General features: G+C 40.1%; 13 protein-coding genes and 1 CRISPR repeat array. Of the genes, 10 read left to right on the top strand and 3 right to left on the bottom strand.

Annotation, left to right across the window (positions count from 1 at the left end; translation table 11 throughout):
* Nucleotides 1-819 precede the first annotated feature (819 nt).
* From GTQ43_RS26335 to GTQ43_RS26325, 3 genes are all read left to right on the top strand, one after another.
* Nucleotides 820-1,515, top strand: coding sequence for an NYN domain-containing protein (locus GTQ43_RS26335; protein ID WP_265275639.1), 696 nt, complete (start codon nt 820-822; stop codon nt 1,513-1,515).
* A gap of 367 nt (nt 1,516-1,882) precedes the next feature.
* Nucleotides 1,883-2,593: a response regulator transcription factor gene (locus GTQ43_RS26330; RefSeq protein WP_265275638.1), complete on the top strand. Its 711-nt coding sequence runs from the start codon at nt 1,883-1,885 to the stop codon at nt 2,591-2,593.
* A 5-nt stretch (nt 2,594-2,598) separates the two neighbouring features.
* Nucleotides 2,599-3,687, top strand: coding sequence for a sensor histidine kinase (locus tag GTQ43_RS26325; RefSeq protein ID WP_265275637.1), 1,089 nt, complete (start codon nt 2,599-2,601; stop codon nt 3,685-3,687).
* A gap of 568 nt (nt 3,688-4,255) precedes the next feature.
* On the opposite strand, the gene GTQ43_RS26320 is transcribed toward GTQ43_RS26325, so the two are convergent.
* Together GTQ43_RS26320 and GTQ43_RS26315 are read right to left on the bottom strand one after the other, a co-directional pair.
* A complete protein-coding gene (locus tag GTQ43_RS26320) occupies nt 4,256-4,930 on the bottom strand; it encodes an O-methyltransferase (RefSeq protein WP_265275636.1) in 675 nt (224 codons plus the stop codon).
* Nucleotides 4,931-4,951: 21 nt separating this feature from the next.
* A complete protein-coding gene (locus GTQ43_RS26315; RefSeq protein WP_265275635.1) occupies nt 4,952-5,839 on the bottom strand; it encodes an NAD(P)-dependent oxidoreductase in 888 nt (295 codons plus the stop codon).
* A 116-nt stretch (nt 5,840-5,955) separates the two neighbouring features.
* A CRISPR array of direct repeats spans nt 5,956-9,390; the repeat unit is 37 nt; unit sequence GTTTCAATCCCTAATAGGGATTTTGATGAATTGCAAT.
* A 590-nt stretch (nt 9,391-9,980) separates the two neighbouring features.
* Here GTQ43_RS26315 and GTQ43_RS26310 point away from each other — a divergent pair.
* The 5 genes from GTQ43_RS26310 (at nt 9,981) to GTQ43_RS26290 (ending at nt 16,022) form a co-directional block, all read left to right on the top strand.
* A complete protein-coding gene (locus GTQ43_RS26310; protein WP_265275633.1) occupies nt 9,981-11,039 on the top strand; it encodes a glutathione S-transferase family protein in 1,059 nt (352 codons plus the stop codon).
* A 387-nt stretch (nt 11,040-11,426) separates the two neighbouring features.
* Nucleotides 11,427-13,052: an IS1634 family transposase gene (locus tag GTQ43_RS26305; RefSeq protein WP_265272106.1), complete on the top strand. Its 1,626-nt coding sequence runs from the start codon at nt 11,427-11,429 to the stop codon at nt 13,050-13,052.
* 295 nt (nt 13,053-13,347) lie between these two features.
* Nucleotides 13,348-14,232 (top strand): aspartoacylase, encoded by an 885-nt coding sequence (locus GTQ43_RS26300; RefSeq protein ID WP_265276552.1) that lies wholly within the window; start codon nt 13,348-13,350, stop codon nt 14,230-14,232.
* Nucleotides 14,233-14,457: 225 nt separating this feature from the next.
* Nucleotides 14,458-15,441 carry a polysaccharide deacetylase family protein gene (locus tag GTQ43_RS26295; RefSeq protein WP_265275632.1) on the top strand — a complete coding sequence of 328 codons (984 nt, stop codon included), beginning with the start codon at nt 14,458-14,460 and terminating at the stop codon, nt 15,439-15,441.
* A 341-nt stretch (nt 15,442-15,782) separates the two neighbouring features.
* Nucleotides 15,783-16,022, top strand: a complete 240-nt coding sequence (locus GTQ43_RS26290; protein WP_265275631.1) for a hypothetical protein — start codon at nt 15,783-15,785, stop codon at nt 16,020-16,022.
* 70 nt (nt 16,023-16,092) lie between these two features.
* On the opposite strand, the gene GTQ43_RS26285 is transcribed toward GTQ43_RS26290, so the two are convergent.
* On the bottom strand, nt 16,093-16,872 hold the full coding sequence (locus GTQ43_RS26285) for a WYL domain-containing protein (protein ID WP_265275630.1): 780 nt from the start codon (nt 16,870-16,872) through the stop codon (nt 16,093-16,095).
* Between the two features lie 129 nt (nt 16,873-17,001).
* Between GTQ43_RS26285 and GTQ43_RS26280 the strand changes: the two genes are divergently transcribed.
* Both GTQ43_RS26280 and GTQ43_RS26275 read left to right on the top strand, forming a co-directional pair.
* Nucleotides 17,002-17,328 carry a hypothetical protein gene (locus GTQ43_RS26280; protein ID WP_265275629.1) on the top strand — a complete coding sequence of 109 codons (327 nt, stop codon included), beginning with the start codon at nt 17,002-17,004 and terminating at the stop codon, nt 17,326-17,328.
* Nucleotides 17,329-17,511: 183 nt separating this feature from the next.
* Entirely contained in the window at nt 17,512-18,198 is a 687-nt protein-coding gene (locus GTQ43_RS26275; protein WP_265275628.1) for a hypothetical protein, read from the top strand.
* Nucleotides 18,199-18,226: the final 28 nt, after the last annotated feature.

Raw genomic sequence — 18,226 nt, 5'->3', positions numbered from 1 at the left:
TGAGCATTTTCTCATTCAGCTAAACTTTTATAAAAATTACATTAACCTTTTATAAAAATTGCATTAAAGATTACCTAAATACTTTAAATTAACTTACCTTTTAATGTGCGTTGGCGTAGCCCGCCGCAAGCATCGCATATTACATTAAATATCTCCGAAAATAGAATGTAGAGACACGATATATCGCGTCTCTACAAAGGTTCTGCATAACGTATATTTGATTTTTGGAGATGTCTATTATTAGTCTGTCAGTATTTGACCATCCTTAGACTGCGGGAAATCTCAACTTCCTGGTTGTAAGGTTATTAAAACACAGAGGTAAAATAAGAATAGATAGATGAAGTTCGCGGATTCTTGCCCCTACACTTACAGGAGGATTTTTTTCTCCAAACTCTTGCTGTCTTGGTGGGTAAAGATTAACATATCTGTGGACACAGACAATATCTCGTCAAATCAACTCTAACAATAGTGAAAAATCTTTTGGCTGTCTAGTTTCAATCTGGTTTAGCACCAGTTAACTTTATCAAGAAAGGCAGAGGGCAGGAGGCAGAAGGCAGAAGGGAATACTGCCTCCTCCCTCTGCCTGTGACCGAACCGAACTTGGGTATAAAACCCTACCGTCTATACGGTGCTTACAATTGGTTGGGGTCTGAATCCCCAACGAAAAAGTTCCTTCTGCCCTCTGCCCTCAGCATAGATGCCTTCTTCAAATGCATGTAGCGATCTCAGACCATTACCTGCTAGGGTTATGAATTAGTACAGACTATACTATAGACAATTTAACCAAAACTCTTTCTAGCTTTAAAATCAGAGGTATCAATGATTATAACTAATTTTAGCAAACAAAGAAATGAATTTAAGGAACCTAAAATACTCAAAACTAAACCACATTGGCAAGGGCAAAATTTGAGCGAGACTACGGTTAAAAGTAAAGACCCCAAAATACCAGATATTACACCTGATAGTTCAATTGTCAATAGCTTGAATCGTGGTCGAGTTGCTATTTTTATTGATGGCTTAAACCTTTTTCATACAGCTTTGCAACTTGGTATAGAAATTGACTACGTTAAATTGCTTTGTCATTTAACCAATGGTTCAAGATTATTGCGTGCTTTTTTTTATACTGGTGTTGATATCAGCAATGAAAAGCAACAGGGTTTTTTATTGTGGATGCGTCGTAATGGCTATCGTGTAGTCGCTAAAGATATCATGCAACCAGCAGAGAATTTCAAAAAATCAAATCTGAACGTAGAAATTGCTGTAGATATGATCACCTTAGCTCCCTATTATGATACTGCGGTCTTAGTCAGTGGGGACGGAGATTTAGCTTATGCGGTGAACGCTGTTAGTAGAATGGGGGTTCGGGTAGAAGTAGTCAGCCTCCAAACGACAACCAGTGAAAGTTTGATTGATGTTGCTGACTGCTTCATTGACCTCGATAGTATTAAAGCATACATTCAAAAAGATTCTAATCTTGGCTATAGTTATCGCACGCCGTCAAATTCAAACCTTTAATTCACCCTGGCGAAAGTTTGTAGCGGTTGCCATTCAGATGCAGGATAATATTGTATCGCCAGGTGTAAGGGCACGGCATTGCCCATAGGAAAAGCTTAACTGTTGGCTTCATCACCCGCCTTGAATTAAAGTTCTCTGCCTTTTAGCTAAAGTCTACTAAAGTAGACTAAAGATTTTTAGTCATCTTCAGATGACTTTTGCTATTAGCAAGAAACTTAAGTTCCTTGCGGGACATCACTTTTGCGTTAAATTGACACCAATGGGCACTGCCGTGCCCCTACGAGCGATAACCGCCATATTTACTTTTAGCAAGGGGGAAAATCCCCTTGTTTACCCTTTGTTTGCCCAAGTCTTGTTATTAATTTAAATGGATATTTTAATAGTTGAAGATGAACCAGAAATTGCTCATTTAATTGAACTATCTTTAGAAAAAGAAGGATTTTTTTGTCGCACTAGTCGCGATGGGATGAATGCTTTGCGGATGTTTCAAGAGCAACCACCTGATTTAATCATTCTTGATTTAATGATTCCTGGTTTGGATGGGTTAGAAGTTTGTGCCAGAATCCGCCAGAAACCAGGTGCGAAAGATCCTTATATTTTGATGCTCACGGCTAAGGGTGAGGAAATCGATCGCGTGATTGGTCTGTCTACTGGTGCTGATGATTACATGATAAAACCCTTTAGCCCTAGAGAGTTGGTAGCTAGGGTGCGCGCTCTATTGCGGCGTAGCCTCCGCCAAGGGGGACAACATCAAGTCAATCGTACCCAACATTTTATTGTCGATGTAGACCAGCGCACCGCCAGTCGTCAGATGAATTCTCAGGAGGTAGAAATTTTGGATTTAACTACCTTAGAATTTAACTTGCTAACTACCTTTGTTAGCAATCCTGGTCGAGTTTGGAACCGCACTCAACTAATTGATAAACTTTGGGGAGATAACTTTTTTGGTGATGAACGAGTGGTAGATACTCATGTTGCTCGGTTGCGAAAAAAGATTGAGCCAGATCCGGCAAGTCCCACTTTTATTAAAACTGTTGTTGGGGTGGGCTATAAATTTGAAGACCCTGTGGTGGCGTAAATGTTATGAAGATGGGGCTGAGAGGGCGACTATTTTTCTCCCATTTAGTAGTGATGATTGTGGGGGTGGGTAGTCTGGTAAGCATCAGCAAAATCTCTTCCCCCCGCTTGTTTGTCTTGCATTTGGAACGATTAGAAAATCAGGGGTTCGACTTAATTGATGTCCGTACTGAGTTGGTAGCGGGATTTGAACTTGCTTGGCAGCGAAGTACTCTTTGGTCAGTATTAGTGGGTACTACCGCCGCCGGAGGATTGAGTTACTGGGTGTCCAGACGGATTATGCAGCGATTAACGGAGATGGAACAAATTACCCAAAAATTTGCTGCTGGGCAAATGGATGCACGATTACCTATGTCTGACATTCCAGAACTGAATGGACTTGGTGCTAGTTTTAATCGGATGGCAGCTAGTTTAGAAGGGGTAGAAGCGCGACGGCGAGAAGTGATTGGAGATATGACCCATGAATTACGGACACCATTAACAGTGGTGCGTGGTTATTTGGAAGAACTGGCTGATGGGGAAATTGAAGCATCTCCTGAAATTTATCGGCGTTTAGCTAAAGAAACTAAGCGTTTAGAGCGGTTGGTGAACGATTTACAAGAACTGTCTAAGGCTGAAGCTGGTTATTTGCCAATTAATATCCAACGGGTAAATCTGCGTCCGTTGTTAGAGTCATTGGTGGAAAAGTTTAGCGACCAACTTTTGGAAGATGGGCCTGTTCTGATGTTACAATGCCCGTCTGTGCTACCTCCTGTATTGGCGGATATTGACCGCACAGAACAGGTTTTGGTGAATCTGCTTGGTAATGCGGTGCGGTATACTAATGAAGGTTCAATTACCGTTCATGCTGGGACTGAAGGATCTCAACTTTGGATTGCGGTTGTAGATACGGGCATTGGTATCTCTCCAGAAAATTTGCCCCATGTGTTTGAGCGTTTCTGGCGAGCGGATCAATCGCGCGATCGCTATTCAGGAGGTACTGGTATTGGCTTAACTATTTCCCATCGGTTGATTGAACTACAAGGCGGTAAGATTCAGGTAGAAAGCAAGTTGGGAGTTGGCAGCACCTTTAGATTTTTTCTACCTTTAGCTTGAGTTAAGCCAAAACCCTTGGGATACAAGGTATTGACACAAGGTAGTCACGGCTGTGTCATACCCAATTGTTAATTTGAAAGTATGCAAAATTCAATTCGCTTGCTATTAATGATATTTTGCTTCGGAAGATCCCCCCAACCCCCCTTAAAAAGGGGGCTTTATTCCCTCCTTAAAAAAGGGGAGTTAGAGAGGATCAAACCTTAATTCAAGCGGACTAATCCAAAATCTTGTTTTTTTTGATGGGTGTCGAGATTTTGGAATTGTATGGAATCTAAAATTTATTTGGCATTTGGGTAGAATTGTATATGTCTACTTTTGTTTTGGCTGCTTTTTTGGTTAGTTTGCTCAGTGTTTCGGGTTACGCTGCGATCGCTTATCTGTTCCCTCAAAATCGTTCCCAAGACTGATCGAATAACGACCTATTGCTATTTTTGGTTTATGACATTAGCAGTTGGAAAGACGCTGCGATTTGTACTTAGGCAGTTTAGGTAATTCTAGAGTAATTCCAGAAATTCAGCAATAAATTTACTGAATCTTGGCTCAAGAAATAATTACAAATTGTTAATGTCTATTGGTCAACGGTGACAATGGCGATCGCAAAACCGTCGTATCCTTTGCTGCCCACGGTCTGGATTGCCGTAGCGCTGACACGTGGCTCAGAAGCAAGCAGTTCGTTGAAGCGACGCACCCCTTGAACGCTAGGATCGCTGCTGGTGGCATCAACCACCGCTCCGTTCCGTACGACATTATCGGCGATGATTAGGCTGCCGCGACGGGAAAGCTTGAGCGCCCATCTGAAGTAATCGGGATTGTTTGGCTTGTCGGCATCAATGAATATCAAGTCAAATGGACTGTTAGCTTCGGCGGCAATCTGTGGCAGGGTAGAGAGTGCCTGTCCAAGGCGGAGGTCAACGATATCGGCTAGACCAGCGTGGGCAATGTTGGCACGGGCGACTGCGGCGTGCTTTGGGTCAGCTTCCAGCGTAATCAGACGGCCATCACTGGGTAACGCCCGCGCCAGCCAGATAGTACTGTAGCCGCCCAGCGTGCCAATTTCTAAGATGGTTCGCGCTCCTTGGATTTGCGCTAACAGCAGCAGTAGCTTGCCCTGGTTGGGTGAAACGTTGTGCGGTGGCAGTCCGGCAGCAGCGCTGGTCTGGAGAGCCGCTTCTAGTGCGGGGTCGGGCGGCACAAGCAAATCGGTAAAGTAACTATCAACCGCAGTCCATTGCTCTTGAGTCATAAGATTGTCGCTTTTTTCCGATTAGGTGTCAGAGATTGCTTCATTGGAGAGGATTGTGATGATTTCATTCAAGGGGCGATCGCTATTGCATTCTTCTGGTGTTTCCTTACCCAAAGAGGTTTCTTTCACCAAACGGTAAACGTCGGCTGCTCCGTGAAAAATGCGCTCAGTTAGACCTAACTCTTTAAAGGTTTCTGCAATTTCTTCCATTTCTCCTACCCAACGATGGGCTTTGGGTGTCATGGTTGGAATGGAACGGGTTAAGATGTTAGCCAGTTCTTTTTGGCTAGTAGATACTTCATCCCATAGTTCTTTATCCAAGCCTAAACGATGGGCTGCAATCAGTAATTCTGTGCTAATTGCTGTAAGTCCTTTTGTCAGGGCTGCATAGGACATTTTCAACCCCGAAGCCTGACCAATTTCATCACCAATTACCCGCACATCCAAGCCATGCTCTCGCAGTTGTTGCAGTTGATTTGCTTGTTTTCCTGATGTGTATATGCGGGTACGGTTGGGAATTCGTGGTGGTGGGCCAATGATTGATGCATCTACAAATATTCCGCCCACTGATTCGATGAGTTGGGCGATATTTATAACTTTTTGGGGTGCGATCGCATTACAATCAACATAAATAATCTGTTTGCCAACATTAGCGATCGCCTCAGCTACAAGATTCGCTGCTTCTGTGGCGGCTGCGGGGACTAAAACTGACAAAATTACATCAGATTCAATTACCAGTTGCGTCAGAGAACCCACATCTTGAATGTTGGCTGCGGCTGCTAATTGCCGAGTTCGTTCACTGCGATTGTCTAGAGCAGCAATAGTTTTCAATCCATTTTGATTGAGAACAGCTGCGATCGCCTGTCCCATATCACCTGGGCTTAAAATACCAATAGTTTGGATAGGCATGGAAAGTTTTATATTTTTTTTGTGGCTGATAAGTTGATTCAGGTAGTTGAGTTTTCAACAAGCTACGATAATCTGATGTAGATACCGTATTTAAATCAAACCACGGATAAGCTTAAGTTTCAATCCCTAATAGGGATTTTGATGAATTGCAATTCGCTTAAAAAACTTCTTAAGTCGTCTACCATTTGGTTTCAATCCCTAATAGGGATTTTGATGAATTGCAATTGATGTCAATTTAGCGCGGCAGCATCTGGGGGATGCGTTTCAATCCCTAATAGGGATTTTGATGAATTGCAATTTTTGATGAAGTCTTGCCCTCCTCCACTAGATAAGTTTCAATCCCTAATAGGGATTTTGATGAATTGCAATCGTAAGGATTGTGAAATATTAGAATCTACCACTTTGTTTCAATCCCTAATAGGGATTTTGATGAATTGCAATGTCCAGCCACAAAGTCAAGGCTTTAAAAGTTCGTGTTTCAATCCCTAATAGGGATTTTGATGAATTGCAATTCATTCATGTTGGTAGGAATCCTGATTGCATAACTGTTTCAATCCCTAATAGGGATTTTGATGAATTGCAATAAGTAGTGGGTACACTGAGATAGACGTATTTACCTGTTTCAATTCCTAATAGGGATTTTGATGAATTGCAATGGCCGCGGCATCGGCTTGTTCAGATGCTAGTAAGTTTCAATCCCTAATAGGGATTTTGATGAATTGCAATTCCAGCATACGCCCATGATTCTCTCAACGGCTGGTGTTTCAATCCCTAATAGGGATTTTGATGAATTGCAATTCTTCGAGAAAGCGTCTACACTTTCGTTCACCGCTTGTTTCAATCCCTAATAGGGATTTTGATGAATTGCAATCTTTGATATTTCACTGGAAGATGTAGCTTCCTTTGTTTCAATCCCTAATAGGGATTTTGATGAATTGCAATGAGAAGCTCTTGCAATATCAAAACGAAAGGGCATCTTTGTTTCAATCCCTAATAGGGATTTTGATGAATTGCAATCGTATTAACGGCTCCTACTGGATTTGCAACAGCCCCAGCGATGTTTCAATCCCTAATAGGGATTTTGATGAATTGCAATGTGGTAGTTCTTTCTCATCAAGTAATGGCAGTACCAAGTTTCAATCCCTAATAGGGATTTTGATGAATTGCAATAGCGCCAGCAGCATCAAGCATCATCAATCGGGCATGTTTCAATCCCTAATAGGGATTTTGATGAATTGCAATACAAGATGGGAAGCGTAATGTAGCAGTAAGCAGGTTTCAATCCCTAATAGGGATTTTGATGAATTGCAATGCTGAGATAGTGCTGATAATTCTTGCAATATCAGCAGTAAGCAGGTTTCAATCCCTAATAGGGATTTTGATGAATTGCAATAAGTGCTTGTAAGTTGTACGCTAACTCGCCGTACGTTTCAATCCCTAATAGGGATTTTGATGAATTGCAATGCTATTCTCAATTGCGCTGCACAGTATGCGATAAGTTTCAATCCCTAATAGGGATTTTGATGAATTGCAATCAAAGTAAAGGGTTTGCGGCTGCCTATCGTGGATGTTTCAATCCCTAATAGGGATTTTGATGAATTGCAATGCAACGATACAATCTGGCTGCGAAAAGTCACCGTTTCAATCCCTAATAGGGATTTTGATGAATTGCAATTCATTCGAGATTGAAAAGGAGATTACCAAAGAAAGTTTCAATCCCTAATAGGGATTTTGATGAATTGCAATTCAATGATTTTTTCAGTCAGACGCTCCAGAGCAAGAAGTTTCAATCCCTAATAGGGATTTTGATGAATTGCAATGCTGCCTTGATTGAGGCTTTTCTTACTGTTAAGCTCGTTTCAATCCCTAATAGGGATTTTGATGAATTGCAATTTATTAGTGGCGCACCATCTGTTTTTTGTGACACCTGTTTCAATCCCTAATAGGGATTTTGATGAATTGCAATTTCACAGTTATAGTACCAGAGCCACGAGCAGGAGTTTCAATCCCTAATAGGGATTTTGATGAATTGCAATGGTTAGTTGGTGACGATCGCGAGCAAAGCGATCAGTTTCAATCCCTAATAGGGATTTTGATGAATTGCAATAGTTAATTGGCGCGATTGAGCTTACGCCCTACTCCCGTTTCAATCCCTAATAGGGATTTTGATGAATTGCAATGCGATTTAGCTAGGCGATCGCCCTCGCTCATGAGTTTCAATCCCTAATAGGGATTTTGATGAATTGCAATTTGATAGCGATCGCTCCATCACTCACTCCTCTATGTTTCAATCCCTAATAGGGATTTTGATGAATTGCAATGAGCGATCGGAAGTCATGAAATAACGCTGAACTGTAGGTTTCAATCCCTAATAGGGATTTTGATGAATTGCAATTTGGGTTGGCTGAAATATCAAGCCAGGAAAAAGAGTTTCAATCCCTAATAGGGATTTTGATGAATTGCAATGTTGGCGTTGCTCATTCCAGTATTCGGAATTGGGGTTTCAATCCCTAATAGGGATTTTGATGAATTGCAATTTGGATCGTCTCTGCCAATGCCAAGCGATGCCACGGGGTTTCAATCCCTAATAGGGATTTTGATGAATTGCAATTGATATGCTGCCCGTCGATGTCACAGTATTTGGTGTTTCAATCCCTAATAGGGATTTTGATGAATTGCAATAAGCGACTGTCCGCTGTCAGTCGCCAATTCTTCCGTTTCAATCCCTAATAGGGATTTTGATGAATTGCAATTTTTTTCGGCTAGGGCCTTGCGCCCTTCAATATCGTTTCAATCCCTAATAGGGATTTTGATGAATTGCAATTAACCCAGGTTAGGATGTTTTCTACTCGTGAGCTAAGTTTCAATCCCTAATAGGGATTTTGATGAATTGCAATTAATCCTTGCAAGGGTGTTAAGTCTTGACCACTTGTTTCAATCCCTAATAGGGATTTTGATGAATTGCAATGTACCCGCCCAGAAGGGGAAGGAGAGAGTTTACGTTTCAATCCCTAATAGGGATTTTGATGAATTGCAATCAGAAAGGGCTAGAAACCACAGCAAATTTAATCGGTTTCAATCCCTAATAGGGATTTTGATGAATTGCAATAGATTTCGATAGAGCGAGATGAACGCCATTCTGGGGTTTCAATCCCTAATAGGGATTTTGATGAATTGCAATCCCCCTGCAACCCGTTACAGCCACAGGAGGCAATGTTTCAATCCCTAATAGGGATTTTGATGAATTGCAATTCAGTTTCCTACGCCGTGCGATCGCCTTTTGTTTGTTTCAATCCCTAATAGGGATTTTGATGAATTGCAATGCTTCGGTGCTTACTGGCACTAATGTAGTTAGCGGTGTTTCAATCCCTAATAGGGATTTTGATGAATTGCAAGAAAACAACGAGCCAGTCAAACGGAGTTAAAAAAAGTGTTTCAATCCCTAATAGGGATTTTGATGAATTGCACTGAATACCTTAAACTCATAGCTAATTAAATATATGTTAAAAAAAGTGTTTCAATCCCTAATAGGGATTTTGATGAATTGCAATCAGAAGCCTCAAACTTAAGCTGTATTTAGTTTTCAAGGTGCGGTTGCGCGATTCTGAGGTCATCATAGCATTAGAGAATTCGTTTGGAAAGAGTGTCAGGAAAATTTAAAGGCTGAAACCCAATTTTTGTAAGCATTTCAGAGATTGCGCGGATGACGATCAAGAGATAATTGGTTGAAAGCCTTGCTGTACTTGACATAGAAGCACTTTTTTGGGGTTGGGAAATTTGTACACCTACCCTTCCGCGCATTTAACATCCAAGAATCTAACCAAAAGGTGACTCAGCAAAGAAAAAATAGCTTAAAACCTTATAATACTGTTCGTCGCAATTCTGGAAAAACCTTAGACACCTTACGAAAATCATGAACATTAGCCTTATCCCAGCGATCGCAGATTTGAGACAATTAGCTCAAAGCTGAGAAATTTTTCGCAATCAGCACGGGCAAAGCGTAGTAAAGTAAAGTAGTAAAACTCAGAGTAGGTTCTAAGCATTGAAACTTAACTACCCTGCGACAAATAGGGACGCGATATGTAGTAAAACTCAGAGTAGGTTCTAAGCATTGAAACCTACCCAAAGCAAGATTGTCACCATGAGCAACTCAACTCCAATGGATGACGAAAAAAATCTCCCCAAGAAAAAGGGTAGGACACTACCTCCTAAGCTGATTATCTGGCTGGGAAAGTTTGTCTGGACGACTATGTGGCAGATAATGATGTCAAAACTTGCTCCTAGCAATCAGTCGGGAGCATACATTCGTCCTAATAGTCAGTTTCGCAAGTTCATTGGTACAGAAGAAGGGAATCTACACCCAGCAGCAGCAGGACGCTACAAACTCTATGTGGGGTTGGGCTGTCCTTGGGCACATCGAACCCTGGTTGTGCGATCGCTCAAAAAACTCGAAGCGGTAATATCAGTATGTATCGTCTCTCCTTCTCCCATTGAAGGTGGTTGGATATTCAACGATGAAGTTGAAGATTGTCGGACACTGGCTGAATTTTATCAGCTGGCAGAACCGGGTTATAGTGGACGCTCTACAGTTCCAATTTTATGGGACAACCAAACAAAAACGATCGTTAATAATGAGAGTTCAGAGATTATCGTCATGCTGAACTCTGAGTTTAACCAGTTCGCCAACAATCCCACGCTGAATCTCTACCCAGAAGAACTTAAAGAGAAAATTGACTGGTGGAATGAGAAGATTTATCACGCAGTAAATAACGGTGTGTATCGCTGCGGCTTTGCCCAAAGCCAAGAAGCATACAATCAAGCTTGTAATGAACTGTTCGCAACTCTTGATGAGATTGAGATAGCATTGCAGACTAATCGATATCTGTGTGGGGACAATCTCACCCTTGCAGATGTCCGTTTATTCACGACGTTATTTCGGTTTGATAGTGCCTACTACGGATTATTTAAGTGCAATAGGCAGCGAATTCGAGACTATCACAACCTGGGCGCTTACTTACGCGATTTATATCAGCTTCCAGGTGTAGCTGACACCTGCGATGTCGAGAGTGTGAAGCGGGACTACTACGGGAACCTATTTCCACTCAATCCAGGCGGGATTATTCCTGATGGGCCTGATATGTCTTATCTTAATCAACCACATGAGCGCGATCGCATCGGCAATTTCAAGAGTGCTGAGTAACCCCATAGATAAATCTAGGGGATTGATCTTGGGCGTATTATAACTTGATGGCACTCTCCGCGAAGCTCGAACGCAAGAGCGTGTCGCAGACAAGACTCGCTATCAAAATAAATATTTATTTCTTTTTCCTTGGCTTAAAAGCTGGGGCGGGACGCACTCGCGTTCAGACCTTCTGTGCTGTACGCGAATAGCGGGGCGTTTAGCCCGTGCAATTATTACTTTTTTACTCAGCACTCAGCACTGTTTCAGCCCACATTCCGCACTTCAAAAGTAGCATAAAGTAATACAGAGTTATCCTTGGATATACCTGAGTAAAAATACTTAGAAGCTTCTAATCGAAAAAGTGAGACAATCAAAAAAATCTAAAATATTTTAGAGGTAGAAAAATTGTCTCCAACCTCAGAAACAAAAATTAAAAATATAGATCACTTAGGAATAGTAGCTGGACTAATTGATGAAATAGGAATAGTTGACATAATCAACTCCAAATTAGGAATAGATGTTCGGGAAAAAATTTCATCAGGAATATTAGTAAAAGCTATTCTGCTCAATGGATTAGGATTTGTATCAAGACCTTTATATTTATTTAGTCAATTTTTTGAAGACAAAGGAATCGAATTATTATTGGCAGAAGGAATAAAAAGCGATTATGTGAATGATGATAAACTGGGAAGAGTTATGGATAAATTGTATAAATATGGATTGAATAACCTATTTATAGAAATTGTCTTATCTGTGATTAATAAATTCAAGATAGAAACAAAATATTCTCATTTAGATGCGACATCATTTCATCTGCATGGGGAATATAAAAATGAATATAATCAAGAGAAAGAGTTAGAAATAATCAAACAAAAACCAATAATTATCACCAAAGGATATTCGCGCGACCATAGAGCAGACTTGAAACAATGTGTATTAGATTTAATAACAAGTAGTGATGGAGATATACCATTATTAATGAGAGCAGGAGATGGAAATGAAGCAGACAAAGCCGTGTTTGGAAAAATATTAGGAGAGTTTAAAAAGCAGATAAACTTTGATAGTATCATGGTCTGTGATAGTGCATTGTATAGTCAAGAAAATCTCCAATTAATCGAACATCTAAAATGGATAAGTAGAGTACCGATGACAATCAAAAGAGCAAAGGAATTAGTTCATTCGGTAGAGATAGAAGAGATAAATTCCGAAGAAAGTGCAAAAAGAGCAGCCTTGAATTTAGACGGATACAAGTGGAAATCGGAAATAGTAAATTATGGTGGCATCAAACAAAATTGGCTAATAGTAGAAAGTCAAAAAAGACAAGAAAGTGATTTGAAGAAGTTAGAAAAAAAGATGAAAACCGAAAAAATCAAAGTTGAAAAGCTGCTCAAGGAAATAAACAAAGAAGATTTTGAAAGTCCAGAACAAGCTCGATATAAACTAAAAAGCGTAAACAAAAAATTGAACCTCTTTGAAATTAAAGAAGTTAAGGTTATTCAAAGTAAATCAAAAGGTAATAAGACTATTTACAAAATAGAAGGAGTGGAGCATCAAAAGCCAGAAGAGATAGAAAGAATCAGAAAAGAAGCGGGAAGATTTATTTTAGCGACAAACTTAGTTGACGATGATAAGTTAAAACCAGAAGAAATTTTGACAAATTACAAAAATCAACAGTCTTGTGAAAGAGGGTTCAGATTTCTAAAAGACCCTTTGTTTTTTGCCGATAGTTTATTTGTAGAAAACCCTGAAAGAATCGAGACGATGTTATTTTTAATGTCTTTGTGCTTGTTAGTTTATAATCTTGGACAAAGGGAACTGAGAAATAGCTTAAAAAGAATCAAAATCGGAATCAAAAATCAACTAGGTAAGTTAACGATTTCTCCGACATTAAGATGGGTGTTTCAATGTTTTCAAGGAATTCATCTTTTGACTTTAAATGGTGTTAACCAAATTGTTAATTTAACATTAGAACGTAATTTTATTTTGAATTGCCTGCCATCATCTTGTCTAAAATATTATCTGCTTTCTTAAAGTGAACAACTTTTGGAAAATGAAGAAAAATTTATCAACATCGAAGAAACAGTAATTGCTCTTCAAATTTTTAGTGCTTACATAACCATCAAATACATTGTGTTTGATGATTTATTTTCATGCTGTAGATTCGTTCAGCACTACGAATCTTAATCATCCTGATTTTTTTGCTTTTCTCTTGACGTAATCTCTTTGTACTTCAAGTTGAAGTGCGGAATGTGGGTTTCAGTGAATGCTTCATAAGGTACATTGATAACTGATACCTCGATGGCTGCATTCTGAAGTTGGTGTAATGGTGAACCAGATTAATCGAGTTGCAATTGTCGGTGGCACTCATGGTAATGAGTTTACCGGGGCTTATTTAATCCAAAAATTTGCCCAGTTCCCCGATTTGATTACTAGATCGAGTTTTGAGACAGTTACTCTGTTAGCAAATCCTAACGCTTTTGCCGCAGGGAGGCGATATGTAGAGAAGGATTTAAATCGCTGTTTTCTCAAGCAAGATTTACAAGATCCGACTCTGAGCAGTTATGAAGAATTGCAAGCTAAATCAATTCAGGATATCCTAACATCAAACAGAGATAAACAAGCAGATTTCATCTTAGACTTGCACAGTAGTACAGCTAATATGGGTCTAACAATTATTTTAGTAAATAGTCATCCCTTCAACTTACAATTGGCTGCTTATCTGAGCCAGATTAACCCTTTAGTGAGAATTTATCGCTGCTCTTTTAAATCAATTGCAGAAAATCCATTTGTAAACTCTCTGTGCGAATTAGGCTTTGCATTCGAGGTTGGCCCTGTTGCCCAAGGACTCTTAAAAGCGACGCTGTTCCAACAAACAGAGGAACTTGTTTATGCGCTTCTCGACTATCTAGAAAGGTTTAAACAGGGTAAAATTTCATCAACTAATGAAACGTTGATTCTCTATGACCATTTATCAGTTGTGGATTATCCAAAAAAACAGGATGGTACAATCTTTGGCATGATTCATCCAGAACTTCAAGACAAGGATTATCAAGCATTGAACCCAGGAGACCCAGTATTTTTGACTTTCGACGATCAAACAATTCTTTATGAAGGAATATCTACCGTTTGGCCGATTTTTATTAATGAGGCAGCTTACTATGAAAAAGGAATTGCAATGTGCTTGACTCAAAGACAGCAAATCAATATCTAGAATGTTGAAAAATTGTTATATAATCAATCGCTTTTGATTGGAAGTGATGATATAAATTGAAAATCAGAAAATATGGTAATCCTAATTTATAATTTCTGTAGCTGGTGCAACGCCAAATATTCTACTGTAGTCATTTCTAAGGAATAAAGTTACAGGTTATTAAATCTATTTTCCTAAGACTTACTTAAATTTACGCTTAAAATTGTCCAAATACTTAAATTCATAATGAAAACGAAGCGGACAGGAAAAAAACCAATAGCAAGTGTTTCTTTAGACTTGGATAATGTTTGGTCTTTTCTCAAAAACCAGGGCGTTCCGGGTTGGGAGACTTTTCCCTCTTACTTAGATATTGCAGTCCCTCGTTTCTTAGAAATTTTTCAGCAATGGAATTTGACAATCACAGTCTTCGTTGTCGGTCAAGATGCAGCCTTGGAAAAGAATACCAAGGCATTACAAGCGATCGCTAACGCTGGTCACGAAATTGGCAATCATTCATTCTACCACGATCCTTGGCTACATCTATATTCAGAGGATGAGATTGAAGCGGAGGTGGCTTTGGCTGAAGAACATATTAAGCGTGTCACCCGTCAACATCCTATCGGCTTCCGGGGGCCTGGATACAGTTTTTCTCCTGCGGTCTTAAAAGTTTTAGCACGACGGGGATACGAGTATGATGCTTCGACTTTTCCCACATTTTTGGGCCCCATAGCACGAGCATATTATTTAATGACCTGTAAACTGAGCAAGGAAGAACGCAAGAAACGGGAAGCCCTATTTGGCGGTTTCAAGGACGGTTTGCAACCCCTGAAACCCTACCAGTGGAAGATGGGTCAGGATAAACTGACTGAAATTCCCGTTACCACCATGCCAATTTTCAAAGTGCCAATTCACTTCAGTTACATCATGTATCTGAGTACATTTTCTTCGGAAGCGGCGTTATTCTACCTCCGAATTGCTCTTTGGCTGTGTAAACTTACGCACGTCCAACCTTCTTTGCTATTCCATCCTACAGACTTTGTAAGTCAAGAGGATGTGCCAGAACTATCATTTTTCCCTGGAATGAGCCTCCCCACTTACAAAAAGCTGGCAATAGTCAACAAAAGTTTAGAACTTATATCCAGTCAGTTTAATGTTGTGACTGTTGGACAACACGCCAAATCCTTAATTGACGCACGTCAACTGCCTGTATTAGTGCCTCAAAAGAGGTAAAAATATAATTTATTGGCGTTTATTCAGTCCAATTTTGGATTCTGAATTAAATTACAGACAAAATTCACTTTGACCTATCTCTGAGAAACAGGAAATAGTGTTGGCAAAAGATAAATTTATTTTTATAATAGTTAACTATTCCAATGTCTTTATTAAAACTTCTGGTGATATCCCTTCTCCAGAGGTTATTTTTTTAAATGCGATGTTTAATCAGATTTTTTAATACTTGTCTACGTTTTGGATAGCAGCCAATTATATTGAAACCAGCTGACATTTGCTAGCAATAATGTGTAAAGTAATTGAGAGTCAATCACTATATCTAATCTTTGACACATCTATCTATGGTTAGAAAAACGCAACGTCTTTTGCTGCTAGTTGTTTCCTGTAGTATAGCTGGTGTAATTTTAGGAGGTACTGCTGGTTGGGCAGAAAGTAGTCTCTGTTTGGATGACACTAAGATGACAAGTGACTGTTTAACCCAAGACCCAATTCAAAAGACTATCCAAGGAATGAGTACCGGATTATTAGCTGGGGCTGGGGCTGCTTTCGGTGCAGCATGGCAGTTACGCCATGAAGATTGACCGTAAAATACCTACCACTAACCCGGAGTTCCGGGTTAGACCCAACTTCTGTACTAAAATCCTGATTTATTTATGTAGCTTTGGAAGAATACCGATCTATTAATGCACGAGCAAATTTCTGATGTTGTTCAGCTAGATATTGAGGACAGATGAACTGAGCATTGCCCATAAAGCGGTACACCCAGCGACAAAACTCCTCCAGCGATCGCTCAGGCAATTTAACAATGTAATCTACGTAAGTAGGTTTGCCATCTTTTCCCTTCGGCCCTAGTTTGATTTCTTGGTGAAGATGTCGCTTTTCTCCCTCTTGGATAAATCCCATTACTTCAGAGAAAAATCGAACTTTCACTTCTACAAGCTCCAGTTCTCCACGGATTTCCTTTTGTTGCTCTTCTCTTAAACCCAACTTCAAGCCACAACCTGCCTTTAAGAGCCGATGAGCGATATGTAAGCTTTTCCATTGGCTATCTAAGCCGCGGCCTTTGCTATCCAGAACATTGAAGTGATCGCTAAAGCGATCAATACGTGACACTAAGAGATGACCGTTGTTATAATCTTCCAGCAACAAATACCAAGCAATGTCTGCATAAATCAATTGTAAAGGATAAACTTGCTCATATCTGGTTTTGTTGGGATTGTACGGATTACGACAGCGATAAAGCTCAACTGCTTGTCCTTTAATAATTGCTGCTTCAAGTGTATCTAGTTTTTCAAATAGCGTACCTCGGCTTTGATATTTGCCCTTGGCCATCATTTCCACCGGATCGGTGTAGACAATAACTCGGTCTAATTGGGTTCTCACCGGATAAAGCATCTCATCTTTCAGGTTTAACCCTCCTAATCGCCGCATTAGTCTTTGATCATCGGTGAGAGGTTAGAGTAATTGCACTTTTGTCAAGAGGGAGCGGGAAAAGGGGATAAATCCAGCTTGGAGACTGGTTTTCGCAGGGCTTTAACTACTCCTAAATCTTGATTTTCTTTGGCAGCGAAGTACTTAATTGGGTCATCCGCCTTACATTCAGTAATTCATGAATTGGATGGAAAACCTCTAGTTCTGGCAAGGGATATTTATGCAACGGATGAAGTTCTGTTGCTGCTATATCATGCAGCCAATAATCGCTTGAGTCGGGCTGAACTACGTGAACATGCTGTCAGCCAAAATCCTAAAAACGTTAATGTTGCTATATCTAGGCTAATCAAAAGTAAAGATATTCGACCTGTCGCAGAGGATGAAGTTGCTCTCACCCCTAATGGTCAAAAACGAATCCTTGAGCAGGTATTGCCTAAGCTCGTTCCCCAAAAATAGAATTCTTAGTTCAATTGCAGGGTAAGCATTTATCAAAACCCGTCTAAATCATGGCGAAGATAGCAGATGATGTAACAAAGTGAAGATTTCTTAAAGTAGTTCCAAGTAAATAAGGCTATATGTCAGCTTCCAGTTACTCTATGTTTAAGGATAAATAGATACTTTACAAGCGATCGCACAATCATGGACGACAGCAAGGCATTGTTTGACTACTGGCATGACCGAGTTCGACTGAAAAACTCTGAGTTAATTGCAGACCCTGGACACGTCAAAACCCAGGATCTACGTCATGATTGTACCAACTATGATGAACTTTGGCGTAGCCCCGAAGTTCAACGACTGGAGGAACCGGAGCGTAGCAGGGTTATTGCGATTATTAAGTACGAATGTACAGCTAAAGTTCTACAGAATCGGGCTGGTCGTCTGCGCGATCGCGCTAATGAGCTTGAAGCAGCTTGTCATGAACAAGATCAACAAAAATCCAAGCTGTTGGGTCTGCTCAAAGCATTACAAGAGAAACTGTTTGGCAAAGACAAAGAAATTAAGAGATTAGAAGCACGAGTTTCCTCGCTAGAAGCTGAAAATGAAGCCTTACGATCTGAAGCTGAGAATAATAGAGCTAAGACTGAACTGGTTACAGAACTAGAGCAGCTTAAAAAGAAGTACAATGCGGTTGAGAAACGAAGACAAGAATTAGCTAAGAATAATCAGAGTTTAGGTGGAAAAGTTGCCCATACCAAACGGTATAAGCAGCAAAGGGACGAAGCGATAGTTTTAATTGAACAGCATAAACAGCAAATTGCTAAGTTAGTTCAAGAGAGTCAGCGTCTTCGTGAAGAGAATGAAAGACTTTATCAGAAATTAAAATAAGCAAATCGATAAGCTCTAAATTAGGGAC

This window comes from Nostoc sp. KVJ3 (assembly GCF_026127265.1).
Taxonomy (GTDB): Bacteria; Cyanobacteriota; Cyanobacteriia; order Cyanobacteriales; family Nostocaceae; genus Nostoc.
Note: the sequence above shows the minus strand (reverse complement) of the source record. Positions and strands in the feature narration are given on the sequence as shown.

Coding starts and splice junctions, on each gene's coding strand:
- GTQ43_RS26335 (WP_265275639.1), top strand. CDS start 820: ATGATTATAACTAATTTTAGCAAACAAAGAAATGAATTTAAGGAACCT.
- GTQ43_RS26330 (WP_265275638.1), top strand. CDS start 1,883: ATGGATATTTTAATAGTTGAAGATGAACCAGAAATTGCTCATTTAATT.
- GTQ43_RS26325 (WP_265275637.1), top strand. CDS start 2,599: ATGAAGATGGGGCTGAGAGGGCGACTATTTTTCTCCCATTTAGTAGTG.
- GTQ43_RS26320 (WP_265275636.1), bottom strand. CDS start 4,930: ATGACTCAAGAGCAATGGACTGCGGTTGATAGTTACTTTACCGATTTG.
- GTQ43_RS26315 (WP_265275635.1), bottom strand. CDS start 5,839: ATGCCTATCCAAACTATTGGTATTTTAAGCCCAGGTGATATGGGACAG.
- GTQ43_RS26310 (WP_265275633.1), top strand. CDS start 9,981: ATGAGCAACTCAACTCCAATGGATGACGAAAAAAATCTCCCCAAGAAA.
- GTQ43_RS26295 (WP_265275632.1), top strand. CDS start 14,458: ATGAAAACGAAGCGGACAGGAAAAAAACCAATAGCAAGTGTTTCTTTA.
- GTQ43_RS26290 (WP_265275631.1), top strand. CDS start 15,783: ATGGTTAGAAAAACGCAACGTCTTTTGCTGCTAGTTGTTTCCTGTAGT.
- GTQ43_RS26285 (WP_265275630.1), bottom strand. CDS start 16,872: ATGCGGCGATTAGGAGGGTTAAACCTGAAAGATGAGATGCTTTATCCG.
- GTQ43_RS26275 (WP_265275628.1), top strand. CDS start 17,512: ATGGACGACAGCAAGGCATTGTTTGACTACTGGCATGACCGAGTTCGA.